Here is a 15,762-nt window from a genome sequence, read left to right as displayed (position 1 = left end):
GGAACCAAGTACTTATCAAATGGGATACAAAATCCGTAAAATCTTTGATAGCCTGCAAAATTACCAAATTAATCTTTGATTATCAAGTTTTTAGCAAGAAAATTTGGAGTTGTAAAGAAAATGCACTATACAGGGCATTTTTAACAAAAAAAGCCTCTGAAGACCATTAAAACTTATTTAAAATATTCATCTTCAAATATACTTGACATTGTCACTTAAAACATTTAACTTCCTCTAAATCAAACCTTTTTACGACTATGACAACCCTCGAACAAATTGAGCGTTGGGGCGATACACATCACCCAGCTTGGCTCGACATCGTACGTATTTTTTTGGGCGTTTTGCTTTTCATGAAAGGGGTTAGCTTTATTGGCGATACCACTTATCTTGCAACTTTGATTCAGGGATTACACTTTAATGCGTGGACAGTGGTGGCAGTGCATTATGTAGCATTTGCACACTTAGTAGGAGGACTCATGATTCTGCTGGGCTGTCTTACTCGTACAGCGTCGATTGCGCAGCTTCCTATCATGATTGTAGCGGTTTTCTTTACCAACCTCAGAAATGGTTTTAGTTATTTAAACTCTGAGCTATGGTTATCGGTGTTTGTGTTAATTATGCTTATGGTATTTTCGGTAATAGGATCTGGAGGATTTTCTTTTGATGAGTTTGTAAAAAGGAATACACCCAAAAGGAATTAAAGATAAACACAAACATGAGAGATACCCGAATATTGGGGATATCGGATGTTTGACTTTGGATTAATCAGTTTTAGAGTACCAATCCAACATAATAGCAAACCTTCCTGCACGACTAATTCTTGTACAAATGAAAGATTAAAATCATTAGTAAAAGTTGATATAAAGCAAAAAGAGCCATAACCTTTGGTTATGACTCTTTTTTTATACTGTATATTGTGTTAATTACTTAACTTCAACTTCAGCACCAGCTTCTTCTAAAGATTTTTTCAAACCTTCAGCTTCTTCTTTAGAAACGCCTTCTTTGATAGCTTTTGGAGCGCCGTCAACTACTTCTTTAGCTTCTTTCAAGCCAAGACCAGTCAAGTCTTTCACCAATTTAACTACTGCTAATTTGTTAGCACCAGCAGCTTTCAAGATTACGTCGAAAGAAGTTTTCTCAGCAGGAGCTTCAGCAGCATCACCAGCACCACCACCAGCTACAACAACTGCAGCAGCAGCAGCAGGTTCGATACCATACTCATCTTTCAAGATAGCTGCTAATTCGTTAACTTCTTTAACTGTTAAATTTACTAATTGTTCAGCGAATGCTTTTAAATCTGCCATTGTATTAATAGATTTTAATTGTTTACGATTTTGATTTACTATATGCGTTATATTGTGCTTGGAAGCCTCTTTCAAAGAGTATGCCTTCAAGGAAGAATGACCAATGGTAGGTTATTATCCTTCTCTTTCTGACAAAGTTTTCAAGATACCTGCCAATTTGCCTCCACTGCTTTGAAGAGCAGAAACAACGTTTTTCGCAGGAGATTGCAACAATCCAATGATGTCGCCAATCATCTCTTGTTTTGACTTCACATTTTCAAGAGCTACTAATTGATCTTCTCCGATGAACAAACCACCTTCGATAGATGCTCCTTTGAAACGGATTTTATCTTTACCAGCTTCTTTTTTGAAGTCTTTGATTAATTTAGCTGGAGTTTTAGGGTTTTCTGGTGAGAAAATTACACCTGACAAACCTTTCAAAACTGTTCCATTGAAAGCACTGTAATCAACACCAGTTGTTTCAAGTGCTTTAGCAATCAAAGTATTTTTAACAACACGGTATTCTAAACCACGTTGAAAACAAAGTCTTCTGAATGCGTTTACTTCTGCAACGGTCAACCCGCCGGTATCAGTGATGTAGAAGTATGGAGTAGCAGCGAACTTTTCGCTCAACTCACCAATAATGACTGCTTTTTCTTCTCTCGTCATGATTACAAACCGTTAACTGTTGCTTTGTCAATTTGAACACCTGGAGACATCGTTGAAGACAAATTGATTGACTGAACGTATGTACCTTTAGCTGAAGATGGCTTCAATTTCAACAAAGTGTTGATCAATTCTTGAGCGTTTTCAGCCAATTTAGAAGGTTCGAATGAAACCTTACCAATAGAAGTGTGGATGATACCAGTTTTGTCAACTTTGAAGTCGATTTTACCAGCTTTCACTTCTTTCACAGCTTGACCTACTTCCAAAGTCACAGTACCTGACTTAGGGTTTGGCATCAAACCGCGTGGACCTAAAACACGACCTAAACGACCGATTTTAGCCATTACAGTTGGCATAGTAATGATTACATCAATGTCTGTCCAACCTTTTTCGATTTTTTGGATATATTCATCCAAACCAACGAAATCAGCACCAGCAGCTTTAGCTTCCTCTTCTTTGTCAGGAGTACAAAGTACTAATACACGTACATCTTTACCTGTACCGTGAGGCAATGCTACTACGCCACGTACCATTTGGTCGGCTTTACGAGGGTCAACCCCCAAACGAACGTCGATGTCTACAGAACTATCGAATTTCGTATATGAAATCTCTTTCAAAATCTGAGCCGCTTGCGTAAGTGAGTACGCTTGCGTCTTGTCGTATTTCGAAAGAGCCTCTTTTTGTTTCTTTGTTAACTTAGCCATTATTTCTTTTCAATTTGAAAATTTGAAAATGTGCTAATTTGAAAAAGTTTAGATTTTGAAATGACGTATTTTTCAATCTTCTCATTTCCAAATCATCAAACCTTCAAATTAGAAAGGTTTTTCTCCTGTAACTGTGATACCCATAGAACGAGCTGTACCTGCAACCATGCTCATTGCTGCTTCTACTGTAAAGCAGTTCAAGTCTGGCATTTTAGTTTCAGCAATTGTACGTACTTGGTCCCAAGTTACAGAACCAACTTTTTTCAAGTTTGGCTGAGCTGAACCAATTTTCACCTTAGCAGCTTCCAAAATCAAGATTGGAGCAGGAGGAGTTTTTACTACGAAATCGAATGATTTGTCTTTGTAGTAAGTAATTAATACAGGTAGGATAACACCTGGTTTATCTTGTGTTCTGGCATTGAACTGCTTACAGAACTCCATGATATTCAAACCCTTAGAACCCAAAGCAGGACCGATTGGAGGTGAAGGGTTTGCTGCACCACCCTTGCACTGCAACTTAACGTAGCCAGCTATTTCTTTTGCCATTTCTTTGTAATGTCTTTAAATGTTGGATTGTGACGCTAAACTTTTTCGCAATACTGCGAAATTTAATGCCAAGATTGACTCCTCTCTGCCAGTTGGGGTGGAAGCTTTCCCTACCTGATTGAAGTCGGGCGTTTGGGTAAGAAAATTTGTAACTGAACTTTCTGATTTACAGCATCTTGCTCTATCTCACAACAGGCAAACGTTGTGCTGCTACCGAAACGGACTGCAAAATTACGGCTTTCTTCTTAATATACAAATAGTTATAAAAAAAAATTAGAGGATTTGACGTTTTTTCTTATTTCTACACCCTTTTTACTCAAATGATGTCTATTTAAACAGACCAAGTAAAATTGTAAGTAGGAGTTAGGATTTAGTTGTTGAGCTTTAATGCGAGGAATGTCATTAATCTCGCTATTGGGGCATATTCACACATAAACTAACTTTTAAAGGGTATATCATCCTGTATCAGGAAGGTTGATTTATGGCTTTAGGTAACCGAGAGAACTCTTTAAAAAGCATATTGATTTTGAATAAATCGCTAATTTCTTTTTACCTGAATATAAATATGAGATGTTCGGCCTTTGTCGTCGGTACATGAAATTTTTATATTTCCTGCCTCTGGATAAAAAAATGTTTCTTGTTGAGGTGCACTTTTCTGATAAAGCTTATCATTAATGTACCAATATATCATTTTCACATCATTGCCGACTTGACAGCTCAGTTGTAGTTTTACCGCTTCATTGGGTTCTATCCAATATTCTGCGCCATCATTAGGCGACGAAATAATAGGGGCGTTGTTATTGAAAACTCTGGTACATTGTGGATTATGAGGTGGTATTTGTTCATACTGAATATGTCGTGTTTGGTACCATGCTATTAGCTCTGGCGCAAAAACAGGATATTGCTTTTGTACCATACCGCTATCTGGCATACAAACGGCACAATAACTTATCGTAGCTGAGGGGTTTACCCAAACAGCTTTGGTATGCGTACAACTTTGCGTATTAGATACCCCCATAATGTAGTAGTCTGTGATTTGGTGATTACAATGTTCGCTTGGAATAGCACCTGTTTCAGCACAAACTTTTCGCATGGCCAAATTAGCGCTTGGACTAAACCATTTGGCAGAAGAATTATAATCAATCGTATTAAAAATATCTAGCAAAAGTGGGGTAGCAATATTGGCGCCTGAAAGCTCTGGCACGCCCTCGCCAGAGAAATTTCCAATCCATATTCCTAAAGTATATTTGGCGTTGTAACCAATACTCCAAGCATCTTTTTTACCAAAAGAAGTCCCTGTTTTCCAAGCAATTTTGGGCATTCGATAGGTATATTCATAATTGTTGGGTAAATCAGGACGGGTTATCTGACTGAGAATTTGGTTTATTAAAAACGTAGCATCTTCCGAAAGGATTTCTGTAGGTTTATTGGGATTTTCTTCTGCTAGTAAAGTAGCCTTGGTAAATGTTCCCTGATGGGCAAAACTGCTGAAAAGATTGGTTAATTCCTCCAAAGTAACACCACAACCTCCCAACGCTAGCGATAATCCTAGTTTTGAAGCACTTTTCTTAATCGTTTGAAATTCTGCCTTCTTTAGTTTTTCAATCATACTAGCTGTAGAAATATCTTTCAACAATTTTACCGCAGGAATATTAAGAGAATTTGCCAGAGCAAACTCAGCTGTAACTTTTCCATGAAATTGTTTGTCAAAGTTTTCAGGTTCAAAGCCTCCAAAATTGCTCGGCACATCGTTTATGGCTGATTTTGGTGTAATAATGCCCTTGTCAAAAGCAATTCCATATAATAAAGGTTTGAGCGTACTCCCAGGTGAACGAATCGCTCGGATACCATCTACTTGCCCACCATCTATAGGATTATTAAAATCCGCTGAACCCACGTAAGCTTCTACTTGTTTGGTTTGGTTATTGATCAGTAGAACCGCCGCATTGTGGATATTGATACCATACAATCTATTAACATAGTTTTGAACGATTTTTTCTAAGGTCAATTGTAGATTTCTATGCAAACTCGAATGTATCGTTGGCTCATTAGGATAAGTAGTTTTGAGTCGATAGGCAAGATGGGGAGCCAGCTTAGGAGCTTCGTGTCGTCGTACTTGTAAAGGCTCTGCCAGGGCATCTTCTATATCTTGGGACGCAAATAAATCAGCCTCAGCAAATCGCTGTAACCATTTATTTCTTTCCTGTAAAATGTAAGTATTGTTTTTTCCCAATCTCAAACTCGAAGGTCGATTAGGAATAATGGTTAAGGCCGTCACTTCTGCCAAACTCAAAACATCTGGCGACTTTTGAAAATACAAAACTGACGCAGACTTTAGACCCTCGATATTAGAGCCATAAGGAACAAGGCTCAAATACATTTGGAGAATTTCATCTTTAGAATAATGTAATTCAAGTTGTATGGCTCGAATCATTTCGGTGATTTTATGCCAATAGGTTCGCTCTTGTGGATAGAGTAACCTTACTACTTGCATGGTGATGGTACTAGCGCCAGAGGTGCGTCGTCTTTTGATAATATTATTGAAAAAAGCACGCCCAACGGCAATAGGATTAATGCCAAAATGATAACGAAACCAACGATCTTCTTTAAAGATTATAGCCTTTTCAAGGGTAGGGGTTATTTCTTTGAGTTCCGTTTGCATTCGCCATTTATCGTGAGGATTTAGAAAGGCATGCAATATTTTGCCATCAGAATCAGTAATTACTGTAGAATATTGAGGGTTAACTTTCACTGGAAAAGCAATATCTAAAACCATCAATAGCAATATTGCCGTAAAGAATATTCGCCAATTGCGTGATTGATAAAGGCGTTTTGCCCAATATTCTAGCTTTGATAGAGGCATTGAAAAAATGTTTTGATAAATTGTAAAAATAAGGCTTGTTTTATGAACAGCTAAGTAACTTAAAATTTCCTAGACTTGATAATATGAAAATTCAATTTCACGGAGCCGCACAACGAGTGACGGGCTCGAAGCACTTGCTAATTACTGAAAAAGGCACTAAAATTCTACTAGATTGTGGGTTATTTCAGGGTTTGAATACACAGGATATGAACCAAAAATTTGGGTTTGAACCATCCGAAATAGATTATGTCATTTTATCGCATGCTCATATCGACCATACAGGCTTGTTGCCTCGATTGGTTGCCAAAGGTTTTCAAGGACCGATTTTTTGTACCTCTGCTACCAAAGATTTAGCTACGTTATTGCTTGGAGATTCGGCAAGGATTCAAGAAAACGACTTGGCAAGAATCAATAAGCGTCGTGAAAAAAGGGGCGAAACTTTACTCGAAAATCTATATACTGAAGACGATGTAGCACAAACCATAGCGCAAATGCAAGCCGTCAATTTTCGTGAAGAGGTTTCAATCTGTGAAGAAGTATCAGCCTATTTTACCGATACGGGGCATATTCTTGGTTCGGCGGCCATTTCTTTAACAATCAAAGAAGGTGAAAAATCGATTCATGTTTTCTTTTCAGGAGATATTGGTCGACCACACGACAAAATTCTCAAAAGTCCAGAACCTTTTCCACAAGCTGACTATATCATTTGTGAGTCTACGTATGGTTCACGTTTGCATGAGCCCGAAGCCGATGTAAAGTCAAGTTTGCTCAAAATTGTAAAAAGAGTTTGTGTAGAACAAAAAGGCAAACTCATTATTCCTGCTTTTTCAATAGACCGTACTCAAGAGCTAGTTTATGCACTAGATCAGCTTGAAACCGAAGGGCATTTACCCAAAATTAAAGTATATGTAGACTCGCCGCTTTCGGTAAGCGCTACAATGGTCATGAAAAATCACCCCGAATGTTTTAACCCTGAAATATTAGCTTATCTCGAAAAAGGCGATGGTGATGCCTTTGGCTTCCCGAATCTACACTACATAAGTTCAGTGGAAGAATCCAAAAAATTGAACGATAGCCCAGAGCCTTGTATCATTATATCGGCATCAGGTATGGCAGAAGCTGGACGAATCAAACACCATATTGCTAATCATATCAACGATGTTCGCTGTTGTATTCTTTTGGTAGGATATACTTCTCCAGATAGTTTGGGAGGACAGTTAAAATCAGGGGCGAAACAGGTACATATTTTTGGAGAAAATCATGATGTCAGAGCAGAAGTGTTAGTGATGGACTCTTTCTCAGCTCATGCTGATTATCAAGAAATTATTTCTTATTTATCATGTCAAAATAAAGAAGAAGTCAAAACTATCTTCTTGGTTCATGGAGAACTAGATACACAAGAAATATTCAAAGGAAAATTAGAGAAAGAGGGATACCAACACATCGAAATCCCGCAAATGCACCAAGAAGTAGAACTTGATTAAAAGTATATTTCAAGAACAAGCTTTGAGCTATCAGCAATCGAACAAAATCGGGAAAATGCTTTTTTTGTATTTACCCAAAAGCCGAATCCTGAAAGCTCAAAGCTCTAATTGATTACTGAAGCGCCTGAGCCCAGTCAGCTATTAGATCTTCTATATTTTCTAAACCTACTGAAACTCGTAGCAAGTTATCTGGCGTTGGACTTGTTGGTCCTTCAACCGATTTGCGATGCTCTATTAAACTTTCTACTCCTCCCAAACTCGTTGCGGTAGTAAACAATTGTAGTTTTCCAGTAACATTCATTGCATTGATAGCATCTCCCTTTACTTGTACCGACAACATGGCTCCTGCCTGTGACATTTGTTTTTGAGCAATAGCATATTGCGGGTGTGATGGCAAGCCAGGGTAATGCACGGCTTCGATAGCTGGATGCTGTTCTAGATATTCTGCTAATTGTTGCGCATTGGACGTTTGCGCTTTTACACGTAAAGACAATGTTTTGATTCCTCTTGCTACCAACCAACATTCGAATGGAGAAGGAACCCCACCAGTCAATTTTTGGATTGTTCTAATTTTATTGGCTAATTCTCCATCTTCTTTTAAAATCAAGGCTCCACCCAATACGTCGCCATGTCCACCAAAATATTTTGTAGTTGAATGCATGACAATATCGGCTCCTAACAACAAAGGTCGTTGTAGCACAGGCGTCGCCCAAGTATTATCTACAGCGCATAAAGCTCCATGTTGATGTGCCAAATCTGCGATAGCTGCAATATCCGAAACCTTCAGCTGGGGGTTAGAGGGAGTTTCAAGCCAAATCAATCTAGTATTAGGCTGAATTGCATTCTTGACTGCCTCCAAATCGGTCGTATCTACTTTGGTCAGCGTAAGTCCCCAGTGCGAAAAAATTTCTTCAATCAATACATTTGTAGCAAAATAAGCATCGTCGGGTGTAATGATATGGTCACCAGACTTGAAAGACTGAAACAAGGCAGTTGTAGCGGCCATTCCCGAAGCAAAGGCAAATCCTACTTCTCCAGCTTCAAGAACAGCTAAACTTTTTTCTAGCAATTGGCGGTTTGGATTATCATTTCGCGCATAGATATACCCATGTGCGTACGAGCCGTCAGTTTCTCTTTCAAAAGTAGTCGAGAGATATATAGGCGAAGCAACAGCACCTGCATTGGCATCGGTCATTTGGGTGCTTTTTATAGCTAATGTTTCAAAATTCATCGGAAATAGTCTTTGGTTAAAAGTTTGAGCTGAAGCAAATACCAGAATAAGCCTTTTAGGCTTTACAAATTTAATCTAGTATTTTGAATTTTGTAACAATTTACCGATACCGACATATAAGGACAACAAGTAATTCCTTTCATAATAGCTTTGAGTAAAGCACTTTTTAAGTATATTTATAAGTCCTTCAAAACGACCTATTGCGTCTTCTTTTTCAACCTAATTTTCTATTAAAATGACTGATTCAACAAAATTGCCATCAGGTAATGCTGGCAGTTCATCAAGAAGAGACTTCCTCAAAGCCGCTTCTTTGACACTCGGAAGTTTTTACATTGTTCCTCGTCATGTGCTCGGCAAGGGCTACACGGCACCTTCTGACAAACTTAACATCGCAGCTATTGGTTGTGGTGGCAAAGGTTGGACAGACTTGAACGGCGCTTGGGATAATGGTCGTAACAATATCGCTACCTTATGCGATGTTGATGACCGTCAGGCGGCTAATGCCATCAAAAAATTCCCTAATGCTAAGTATTACAAAGACTTCAGAAAACTTTTAGAAGCCGAAAAAAATAACATTGACGCCGTAACTGTGTCTACACCAGACCATACACACTATGTGATTGCTATGGCGGCTATGCAAATGGGAAAACATGTTTACGTACAAAAGCCTTTAGCTCATAACATTGCAGAGGTTCGTAAAATGACCATTGCTGCTCGTGAAAATAAGGTGGTAACGCAAATGGGTAATCAAGGTTCATCGGGCGATGGAGTTCGTCGTATGATGGAATGGTACAAAGCTGGCCTGATTGGAGAAGTAAATCGAGTGCATGCTTGGACAAACCGCCCTGTGTGGCCACAAGGCTTAGCCAAACCTCAAGGCAAATTTGATGTACCAAGCGAACTGGATTGGGATTTGTGGTTAGGACCAGCAGCCTATGAAGAGTATAACCCTGGGTATCACCCATTCAACTGGCGTGGTTGGGTTAACTTCGGAACGGGCTCATTAGGCGATATGGCTTGTCACATGATGGACCCTCCTTATCGTGTACTAGGACTCGGGTATCCTTCAGAAGTAGAATGTAGCATTAGCGACGTATGGACAGGTCCTTTTAAACAAGGTTATTTTCCAGAAAGCTTCCCAGCGTCATCTATGATTCACCTCAAATTTCCAAGAAAAGGAAAAGAGCCTGTAAAAATGACTTGGTATGACGGGGGACTTATGCCTGAACGTCCAGAAGAAATTCCTGCCGATGTAAAACTAGGTGACTGGAGCGGCGGAGTGTTACTAATAGGGACTAAAGGTGTAATGATGTGTGGCGTATATGGTGCAAATCCATCGCTTTGGCCAGAAGCCAAACTCAAGGAAAAGGGTGATAAACTTCCTATTTCTATTCCAAGAGTTGTGGGTGCCGACAACGAAGGGCATTATCAGCAATGGCTACAAGCTTGTCGTGATGGATATGGCAAACATCAACCGTTAAGTTCATCATTTGACTATGCAGGCCCTATGTCCGAAACAGTATTGATGGGTAATTTGGCCATTCGTAGTTATTTCTATCGTACTCCGAAAAAGGATAAACAATGGCTACAAGAATATGATTATCCAGGACGTAAAAAACTATTATGGGATGGTGAAAATATGCGTATTACCAATTTTGATGAAGCTAATCAATTTGTAAAAAGAGAATATCGTCAAGGTTGGAGTATGTAAGTATTATTTTGGATTTGAGATTTTCATAAAGTTCTAATTTTTCAAAATTTTACCTAATAAAAGAGGAGTGACTCACACGAGTCACTCCTTTTTTATTAGGTAAAATAGTATAAATTTTCACATTAGTATCTCGTTATTTCCAATCAGTTTCTAAAGATTACCTCGTCTACGACGGGCAATTGGTAAAATACTCTTATCGAGCAATTCAACATAGTCGCGATGTACAACGCGAATGTACTGGCGATTGACGAGGTGCTTACGGCTAATTCGTACAAAGCCTTCGTCGGTTTTGGTAGCAACACGTCCTATGGTCTGAGCCATAACGTCTTTTCTACCTGTCTGTAAATGCACGAAGGTATAATTAATAGAGCCTTCGAAATACATAATGTCTTGGGAAAAATAGAAATATTTCCTCCCAATAGTCAAGTGGGTTGGGCAATTGTTGTTCATAAGAGGGATGTTGAGCTATTAATTTTTGACATACAAGGTTTATGCAAATATCAAATTAGAGGATATGGCATCAAATACTTAGCATTCAGTATTTTAACAAACGGCACTAAAAATGAATTGTACAAAATGGAGATATTCTTTAAGGAAAAACGAAATTATTTTAAGGTGCTTTATCTGTAAGCAAAGGGTTGTAACTTTGTGTGTATAATCACGCTATGTTGTATTGCATAGCGCCTCAACAGGGTATAAATTTCACAAGATGATCTCTTTGTGATGATTACATATCCATTCAATTAACAATTATCTTATGAACCTAAACATCTCTCCCAACTCAAGTAAAGAAGAAATTTTCGAACAAATCGCTGCGGAATTAAATACGCTTGGTTTTAATGTAGTTAAACAAGACCAAACCCGTCCTTGGGGTGGTTTTTTTGTTATTGACGAAACTCAAGCTCCTGCTTTTGCTAGTACGTATTTTCCTCATTTGGAAATGTCTGACATTCAGATTACTAATAAATTAAGCCCGAAAATTTTGGTTGTTGCACCAGAAAAACGCCTTTCTTGGCAATACCATTTCCGTCGTGCTGAGATTTGGAAAGTCATTGCAGGAACGACTGTAGGAGTAAAAATCAGCCCAACTGACGAAGAAGGCGATGAAGTAAAAAGATTAGAATCTGGTAGCTTTATTCAAATGGATAAAGGCGAACGCCATAGATTAATCGGTTTGGAGTCGTGGGGAGTTGTTGCAGAAATTTGGCAACACACTGACCCAGAAACACCATCTGACGAGGAAGACATCGTTCGTTTACAAGATGACTTTGGTAGATAAGAATGAATGTAACGCTTTATGCAGTAAGCCGTAGGCATTAGGCAAAAAAGCTTTCATTATTTTAAGAGAAACTATTTTCAACATTTAGCCTACGGCATAAAGCTTAATGCCTATTGCGGGTATTTGCCCACTAACTTAATTCTAGTATCATCATTGATTGACTGTAAGCTTTTAGAAAAAATTGTTTATCTCAAGAGTACATAAGACTTCATATCTTTGATTTTGAGTACCTTCTGATTATATCACAAACTTTTTGAAAGCTTATAGTTTTTCTTATAGTAATTCATTAACATCTTGATGTTTATCCATTCTCCTTTTCTTCTCCTTCTTCAAGTAAGCCTAAATAAAATACAATTTGTTATAAAATTTCATAACATAATCATATTTTCCAAAATCTTCTTTATCAACATTTTACCACTTATCCATACCAATTTCCATTCATCATACTGGTAGAACATTTCTACAAAAAATCACAGAAAACTTTGAACCTTTTTAAAGTTTCCATAGTTTTGCCTTCAGAAACTATTTAAATCACGAAAGTTTCCAACCTCTGATAAACTTGCAAAACCTACCATGTAATCAGGTCATTAGCAATTTTACATATTAGAAATGAAGGAAAGAATTATTGAAACTAGCGGTCGTTTGTTTATGCGTTATGGAGTAAAATCTATAACGATGGACGACATTGCCAAAGAGTTGGGGATTTCTAAGAAAACCATTTATCAACATTTTTCGGATAAAGACGAGATAGTTTTTCAGGTTGCAGTACATCAATTAGAAGAAGATAAGTGTGAGTACCAAACCATGAATGACAGTTCGAAGAATGTGGTCGAAAAAATGGTTAAAACTATTGAAATGCTCAAAAAGTCGTTTTGCGAAATCAATCCAACGATGCTTTACGACATCAAGAAATATCACCCTCGTGCATGGAATTTATTCATGGAGCACAAACAGAATTTTATTCTGACTCAGATGATTAAAGACCTTGAAAAAGGTATTGCTGACGGGTTGTTTAGACCAGAAATTAAAGTAGAAATTATAGCCAAACTACACTTAGAATCAATTTTTATTGCATTTGACATGCAAGTTTTTCCACCTGATAGATTTTCGTTTATTGAAGTTCAAATCGCCTTGATTGACCATTTCATCAGAGGTGTATTGTCGGACGAAGGTCTCAAACTCTATAATAACTATCTCAATCTATTGAGTTAATGAGTAATTGCCTTTCTATTACTTAAGGCACTTGAGTAATCCTCTTTTAACAGATACTCGTAGCATATATGTTCTTTAAAAATTTACTAATTATCTAGTCAAAAATGAAAACTAAACTTAAAAGTAGCTTACTGACTTTCAGTATATTGCTTACTTCGGTAGTAGCTCGTGCCCAACAAAGCTACACCCTTAAGGAGGCGATAGATTATGCAGTAAAGAACCATTCGAATGTAAAAACCGCACAACTTGATGTATTGAATGCCAGTGCTAAGGTAAATGAAATCAAAGCAATGGGCTTGCCACAAGTAAATGCAAATATTGGTTACACCAACAACCTTATCATCCAAAGGGTATTTATTCCAGCCAAAACATTTGACCCAAATGCCAAAGAAGGCGATGTAGTAGCAGCTGAATTTGGTGTACGTAATAGTGGTAATGCCGTTGCAAGCTTGAGCCAGTTATTATTTGATGGTTCGTATACCTTAGGCTTAAAAGCCGCAGATGTTTACAAAGAACTATCGGCTAAGTCTCTTACGCAAACCAAACAGCAAATTGCTGAAAATGTTACGAAGGCCTATTATGGTATTCTTGTCAATGAAGAGCGTTTGGAAATTCTTAAGCTCAATATGGGTCGCCTTGACTCTCTTTTCAACCAGACTAAAGCCTTGAATCTACAAGGATTTGTTGAAAAGCTTGACGTACAACGTTTAGAGGTACAAAAGAATAATCTTTCTATTGAGTACAAAAATGTAGAACGTTTACAAGAATTAAGTTACAACTTGCTCAAATTTCAGATGGGTTTACCCCTAACTGAACCAGTGGTAGTTACCGACAAATTGAGCAGTGTCAACTTAAATGAGTTTTTACCAGAAAACGAAACTCCTTTCCAATATGGTGACCGTATAGAATATTCGATGTTGCAAACACAAGATCGTTTGGCTCAACTAGATTTGAAAAACCAAAAAGCAGGTTATTTGCCAAAAGTATTCCTTACAAGTACGTATGGCTATTCGACGGGTCGTCCACAATTCGGCGACTTAATTACGAAACCTTGGTTTAACGCCGCTACACTTGGCTTCTCTATTCAAGTTCCAATCTTTGATGGTTTCGCCAAAAAATACAAAATTATCCAATCTGCCAATGCTGTACAGAAGATTAAAGAAAACTTTACCTTCTTACAAAATAGTATTGACTTACAGGTAAAACAAGGTCAAATTACCTTGAAAAATGCCTACGAAACGCTTCAAGAACAAAAGCATAACATGGATTTGGCAAAAGAGGTTGTTCGTGTAACCAAAATCAAATATGAACAAGGTGTTGGCACAAACTTAGAATTAGTCAATGCTGAATCATCATACAAAGAAGCTCAAAACAATTATTTTGCTACTTTATATAACGTCCTTATTGCTAAAGTTGATCTTGACAAAGCCAAAGGCAAGTTATTTGTAGAATAATCCCTAATACTAAAAATCGCAAAAAAGAAATAATGAAAAAGCAATACTTAGCAATAGCCTCTGCCTTATTCTTATTGGCAGCCTGCAATAAATCAACTGATAAAAAAGCGGAATTAGAAGCCCTAAAATCGCAGAAGCAAGAAATTGAAGCTAAAATTAAAGGCTTAGAAAAAGAGTTAGGTAAAACAGAGAAAAAAGAAGAACAGAAAATCGTAGCAGTATCTGTAAGCCCAATTCAAGCACAAAGCTTCAAACATTTCGTAGAAGTTCAAGGTTTGGTAAGCTCTGAAAACATTGTACAGGTTACCCCACAAATGAGTGGACAATTGACTAGCGTTTTAGTAACGGTAGGTCAAGCTTTGAAAAAAGGACAATTAGTCGCTACCATCGACAATACTGTTTTGAAGCAGTCAATGGCCGAAATCAAGCAACAATTAGACTTAGCCGTTACGCTTTTCAACAAGCAAAAAGCACTTTGGGATCAACAAATTGGTACTGAAGTACAATACCTTCAAGCAAAAGCTAATAAAGAAGCACTCGAAAAACGTATTGTAACGATGGAAGCTCAATTGGCGATGACTAAAGTATATGCGCCAATCGCTGGAACGGTTGAGGTTGTTCGCCAGAAAGTAGGTGAAATGGGTATGCCAGGACAACCTATTTTCCAACTAGTAAATGTGGGTAATTTGAAAGTTGTAGGTAAAGTAGCAGATACCTATTTGGGTTCTGTAAAACGTGGTGATGCCCTAAATGTGAAATTCCCAGATATTAACAAGGAATTGAATACAAAAGTAGGCGTAGTTGACGCCTTAGTTGATCCAGTTTCAAGAACTTTTGGCGTAGAAGCTAAAGTACCAAACTTGGGCGGTCAATTAAAGCCTAACCAAGTAGCTATCATGACGATCAATGACTTGTCAAAAGCAAACTCAATCGTGATTCTTCAAAACTTAATTCAGAATACAGAATTAGGCAATATCGTTTATGTAGCTGTTACCGAAAATGGCAAAAAAGTAGCACGTGGTCGTAAAGTAAAAACTGGTTTGAGCTATAATGGCAATATCGAAATCCTTGAAGGACTTTCAGCAGGTGAACTTTTGATTACGCAAGGATACCAAGACTTAGTAGATGGTACGCCTTTGAGTTACTAATCCACACGAGCCTTAAGAATGTGGATAACTTTTATTTATCCACATTCCAATCTCAACAATAGCATTTCTAAAGATAAATAGGCAAGCCATTGGCTTGTCGGCAGACCATAGCGCCAAGCCAATGGCTGTATAACTATCTCTATTAAAATGGAAAATCAAGAAAAAGATATACAAGAATTAC

At 37.8% G+C, this 15,762-nt stretch carries 14 protein-coding genes; 7 read left to right on the top strand and 7 right to left on the bottom strand.

What is annotated here, in order from left to right:
- Positions 1–257: 257 nt before the first annotated feature.
- Positions 258–701 carry a DoxX family protein gene (locus tag QM481_RS09300; RefSeq protein ID WP_283381537.1) on the top strand — a complete coding sequence of 148 codons (444 nt, stop codon included), beginning with the start codon at positions 258–260 and terminating at the stop codon, positions 699–701.
- 222 nt (positions 702–923) lie between these two features.
- Here QM481_RS09300 and rplL read toward each other — a convergent pair whose 3' ends face one another.
- The 5 genes from rplL to pbpC all read right to left on the bottom strand — a co-directional run bounded on the left by rplL (position 924) and on the right by pbpC (position 6,062).
- A complete protein-coding gene (rplL, locus tag QM481_RS09295) occupies positions 924–1,304 on the bottom strand; it encodes a 50S ribosomal protein L7/L12 (RefSeq protein WP_026997920.1) in 381 nt (126 codons plus the stop codon).
- A 114-nt stretch (positions 1,305–1,418) separates the two neighbouring features.
- On the bottom strand, positions 1,419–1,952 hold the full coding sequence (gene rplJ, locus QM481_RS09290) for a 50S ribosomal protein L10 (protein WP_095161118.1): 534 nt from the start codon (positions 1,950–1,952) through the stop codon (positions 1,419–1,421).
- Between the two features lie 2 nt (positions 1,953–1,954).
- The gene (rplA, locus tag QM481_RS09285) at positions 1,955–2,653 is read right to left on the bottom strand and encodes a 50S ribosomal protein L1 (protein ID WP_095161117.1); all 699 of its coding nucleotides are present in this window, start codon (positions 2,651–2,653) and stop codon (positions 1,955–1,957) included.
- Between the two features lie 108 nt (positions 2,654–2,761).
- Complete coding sequence (gene rplK, locus QM481_RS09280; protein ID WP_166551587.1) at positions 2,762–3,199, bottom strand: 50S ribosomal protein L11; 438 nt, start codon at positions 3,197–3,199, stop codon at positions 2,762–2,764.
- 538 nt (positions 3,200–3,737) lie between these two features.
- Positions 3,738–6,062, bottom strand: coding sequence for a penicillin-binding protein 1C (gene pbpC / locus QM481_RS09275; protein WP_283381536.1), 2,325 nt, complete (start codon positions 6,060–6,062; stop codon positions 3,738–3,740).
- Between the two features lie 83 nt (positions 6,063–6,145).
- Between pbpC and QM481_RS09270 the strand changes: the two genes are divergently transcribed.
- Complete coding sequence (locus tag QM481_RS09270) at positions 6,146–7,546, top strand: MBL fold metallo-hydrolase RNA specificity domain-containing protein (RefSeq protein WP_283381535.1); 1,401 nt, start codon at positions 6,146–6,148, stop codon at positions 7,544–7,546.
- A gap of 112 nt (positions 7,547–7,658) precedes the next feature.
- Here the strand turns inward: QM481_RS09270 and QM481_RS09265 are convergent, their stop codons facing one another.
- The gene (locus tag QM481_RS09265; protein WP_283381534.1) at positions 7,659–8,777 is read right to left on the bottom strand and encodes a trans-sulfuration enzyme family protein; all 1,119 of its coding nucleotides are present in this window, start codon (positions 8,775–8,777) and stop codon (positions 7,659–7,661) included.
- Positions 8,778–9,012: 235 nt separating this feature from the next.
- On the opposite strand from QM481_RS09265, the gene QM481_RS09260 reads away from it, so the two are divergent.
- The gene (locus QM481_RS09260) at positions 9,013–10,488 is read left to right on the top strand and encodes a Gfo/Idh/MocA family protein (RefSeq protein WP_283381533.1); all 1,476 of its coding nucleotides are present in this window, start codon (positions 9,013–9,015) and stop codon (positions 10,486–10,488) included.
- A 150-nt stretch (positions 10,489–10,638) separates the two neighbouring features.
- Here QM481_RS09260 and QM481_RS09255 read toward each other — a convergent pair whose 3' ends face one another.
- A complete protein-coding gene (locus QM481_RS09255; protein ID WP_166551592.1) occupies positions 10,639–10,938 on the bottom strand; it encodes a LytTR family DNA-binding domain-containing protein in 300 nt (99 codons plus the stop codon).
- A gap of 307 nt (positions 10,939–11,245) precedes the next feature.
- On the opposite strand from QM481_RS09255, the gene QM481_RS09250 reads away from it, so the two are divergent.
- The 4 genes from QM481_RS09250 (at position 11,246) to QM481_RS09235 (ending at position 15,581) form a co-directional block, all read left to right on the top strand.
- A complete protein-coding gene (locus QM481_RS09250; protein ID WP_166551593.1) occupies positions 11,246–11,767 on the top strand; it encodes a cupin domain-containing protein in 522 nt (173 codons plus the stop codon).
- A 609-nt stretch (positions 11,768–12,376) separates the two neighbouring features.
- Positions 12,377–12,979, top strand: coding sequence for a TetR/AcrR family transcriptional regulator (locus QM481_RS09245; protein WP_166551594.1), 603 nt, complete (start codon positions 12,377–12,379; stop codon positions 12,977–12,979).
- Between the two features lie 104 nt (positions 12,980–13,083).
- Positions 13,084–14,433: a TolC family protein gene (locus QM481_RS09240; RefSeq protein ID WP_205690895.1), complete on the top strand. Its 1,350-nt coding sequence runs from the start codon at positions 13,084–13,086 to the stop codon at positions 14,431–14,433.
- Between the two features lie 32 nt (positions 14,434–14,465).
- Entirely contained in the window at positions 14,466–15,581 is a 1,116-nt protein-coding gene (locus QM481_RS09235) for an efflux RND transporter periplasmic adaptor subunit (RefSeq protein WP_283381532.1), read from the top strand.
- The last annotated feature ends 181 nt before the right edge of the window (positions 15,582–15,762 follow it).

The organism is Flectobacillus rivi, assembly GCF_030056655.1.
Lineage (GTDB): Bacteria > Bacteroidota > Bacteroidia > Cytophagales > Spirosomataceae > Flectobacillus > Flectobacillus rivi.
Note: the sequence above shows the minus strand (reverse complement) of the source record. Positions and strands in the feature narration are given on the sequence as shown.

What these genes read in the sequence shown, in the direction of transcription:
- QM481_RS09235 (WP_283381532.1), top strand. Translation starts at nt 14,466, where the DNA reads ATGAAAAAGCAATACTTAGCAATAGCCTCTGCCTTATTCTTATTGGCA.
- rplA (WP_095161117.1), bottom strand. Translation starts at nt 2,653, where the DNA reads ATGGCTAAGTTAACAAAGAAACAAAAAGAGGCTCTTTCGAAATACGAC.
- QM481_RS09255 (WP_166551592.1), bottom strand. Translation starts at nt 10,938, where the DNA reads ATGAACAACAATTGCCCAACCCACTTGACTATTGGGAGGAAATATTTC.
- pbpC (WP_283381536.1), bottom strand. Translation starts at nt 6,062, where the DNA reads ATGCCTCTATCAAAGCTAGAATATTGGGCAAAACGCCTTTATCAATCA.
- rplJ (WP_095161118.1), bottom strand. Translation starts at nt 1,952, where the DNA reads ATGACGAGAGAAGAAAAAGCAGTCATTATTGGTGAGTTGAGCGAAAAG.
- QM481_RS09250 (WP_166551593.1), top strand. Translation starts at nt 11,246, where the DNA reads ATGAACCTAAACATCTCTCCCAACTCAAGTAAAGAAGAAATTTTCGAA.
- QM481_RS09245 (WP_166551594.1), top strand. Translation starts at nt 12,377, where the DNA reads ATGAAGGAAAGAATTATTGAAACTAGCGGTCGTTTGTTTATGCGTTAT.
- QM481_RS09265 (WP_283381534.1), bottom strand. Translation starts at nt 8,777, where the DNA reads ATGAATTTTGAAACATTAGCTATAAAAAGCACCCAAATGACCGATGCC.
- QM481_RS09270 (WP_283381535.1), top strand. Translation starts at nt 6,146, where the DNA reads ATGAAAATTCAATTTCACGGAGCCGCACAACGAGTGACGGGCTCGAAG.
- QM481_RS09260 (WP_283381533.1), top strand. Translation starts at nt 9,013, where the DNA reads ATGACTGATTCAACAAAATTGCCATCAGGTAATGCTGGCAGTTCATCA.
- rplK (WP_166551587.1), bottom strand. Translation starts at nt 3,199, where the DNA reads ATGGCAAAAGAAATAGCTGGCTACGTTAAGTTGCAGTGCAAGGGTGGT.
- QM481_RS09240 (WP_205690895.1), top strand. Translation starts at nt 13,084, where the DNA reads ATGAAAACTAAACTTAAAAGTAGCTTACTGACTTTCAGTATATTGCTT.
- QM481_RS09300 (WP_283381537.1), top strand. Translation starts at nt 258, where the DNA reads ATGACAACCCTCGAACAAATTGAGCGTTGGGGCGATACACATCACCCA.
- rplL (WP_026997920.1), bottom strand. Translation starts at nt 1,304, where the DNA reads ATGGCAGATTTAAAAGCATTCGCTGAACAATTAGTAAATTTAACAGTT.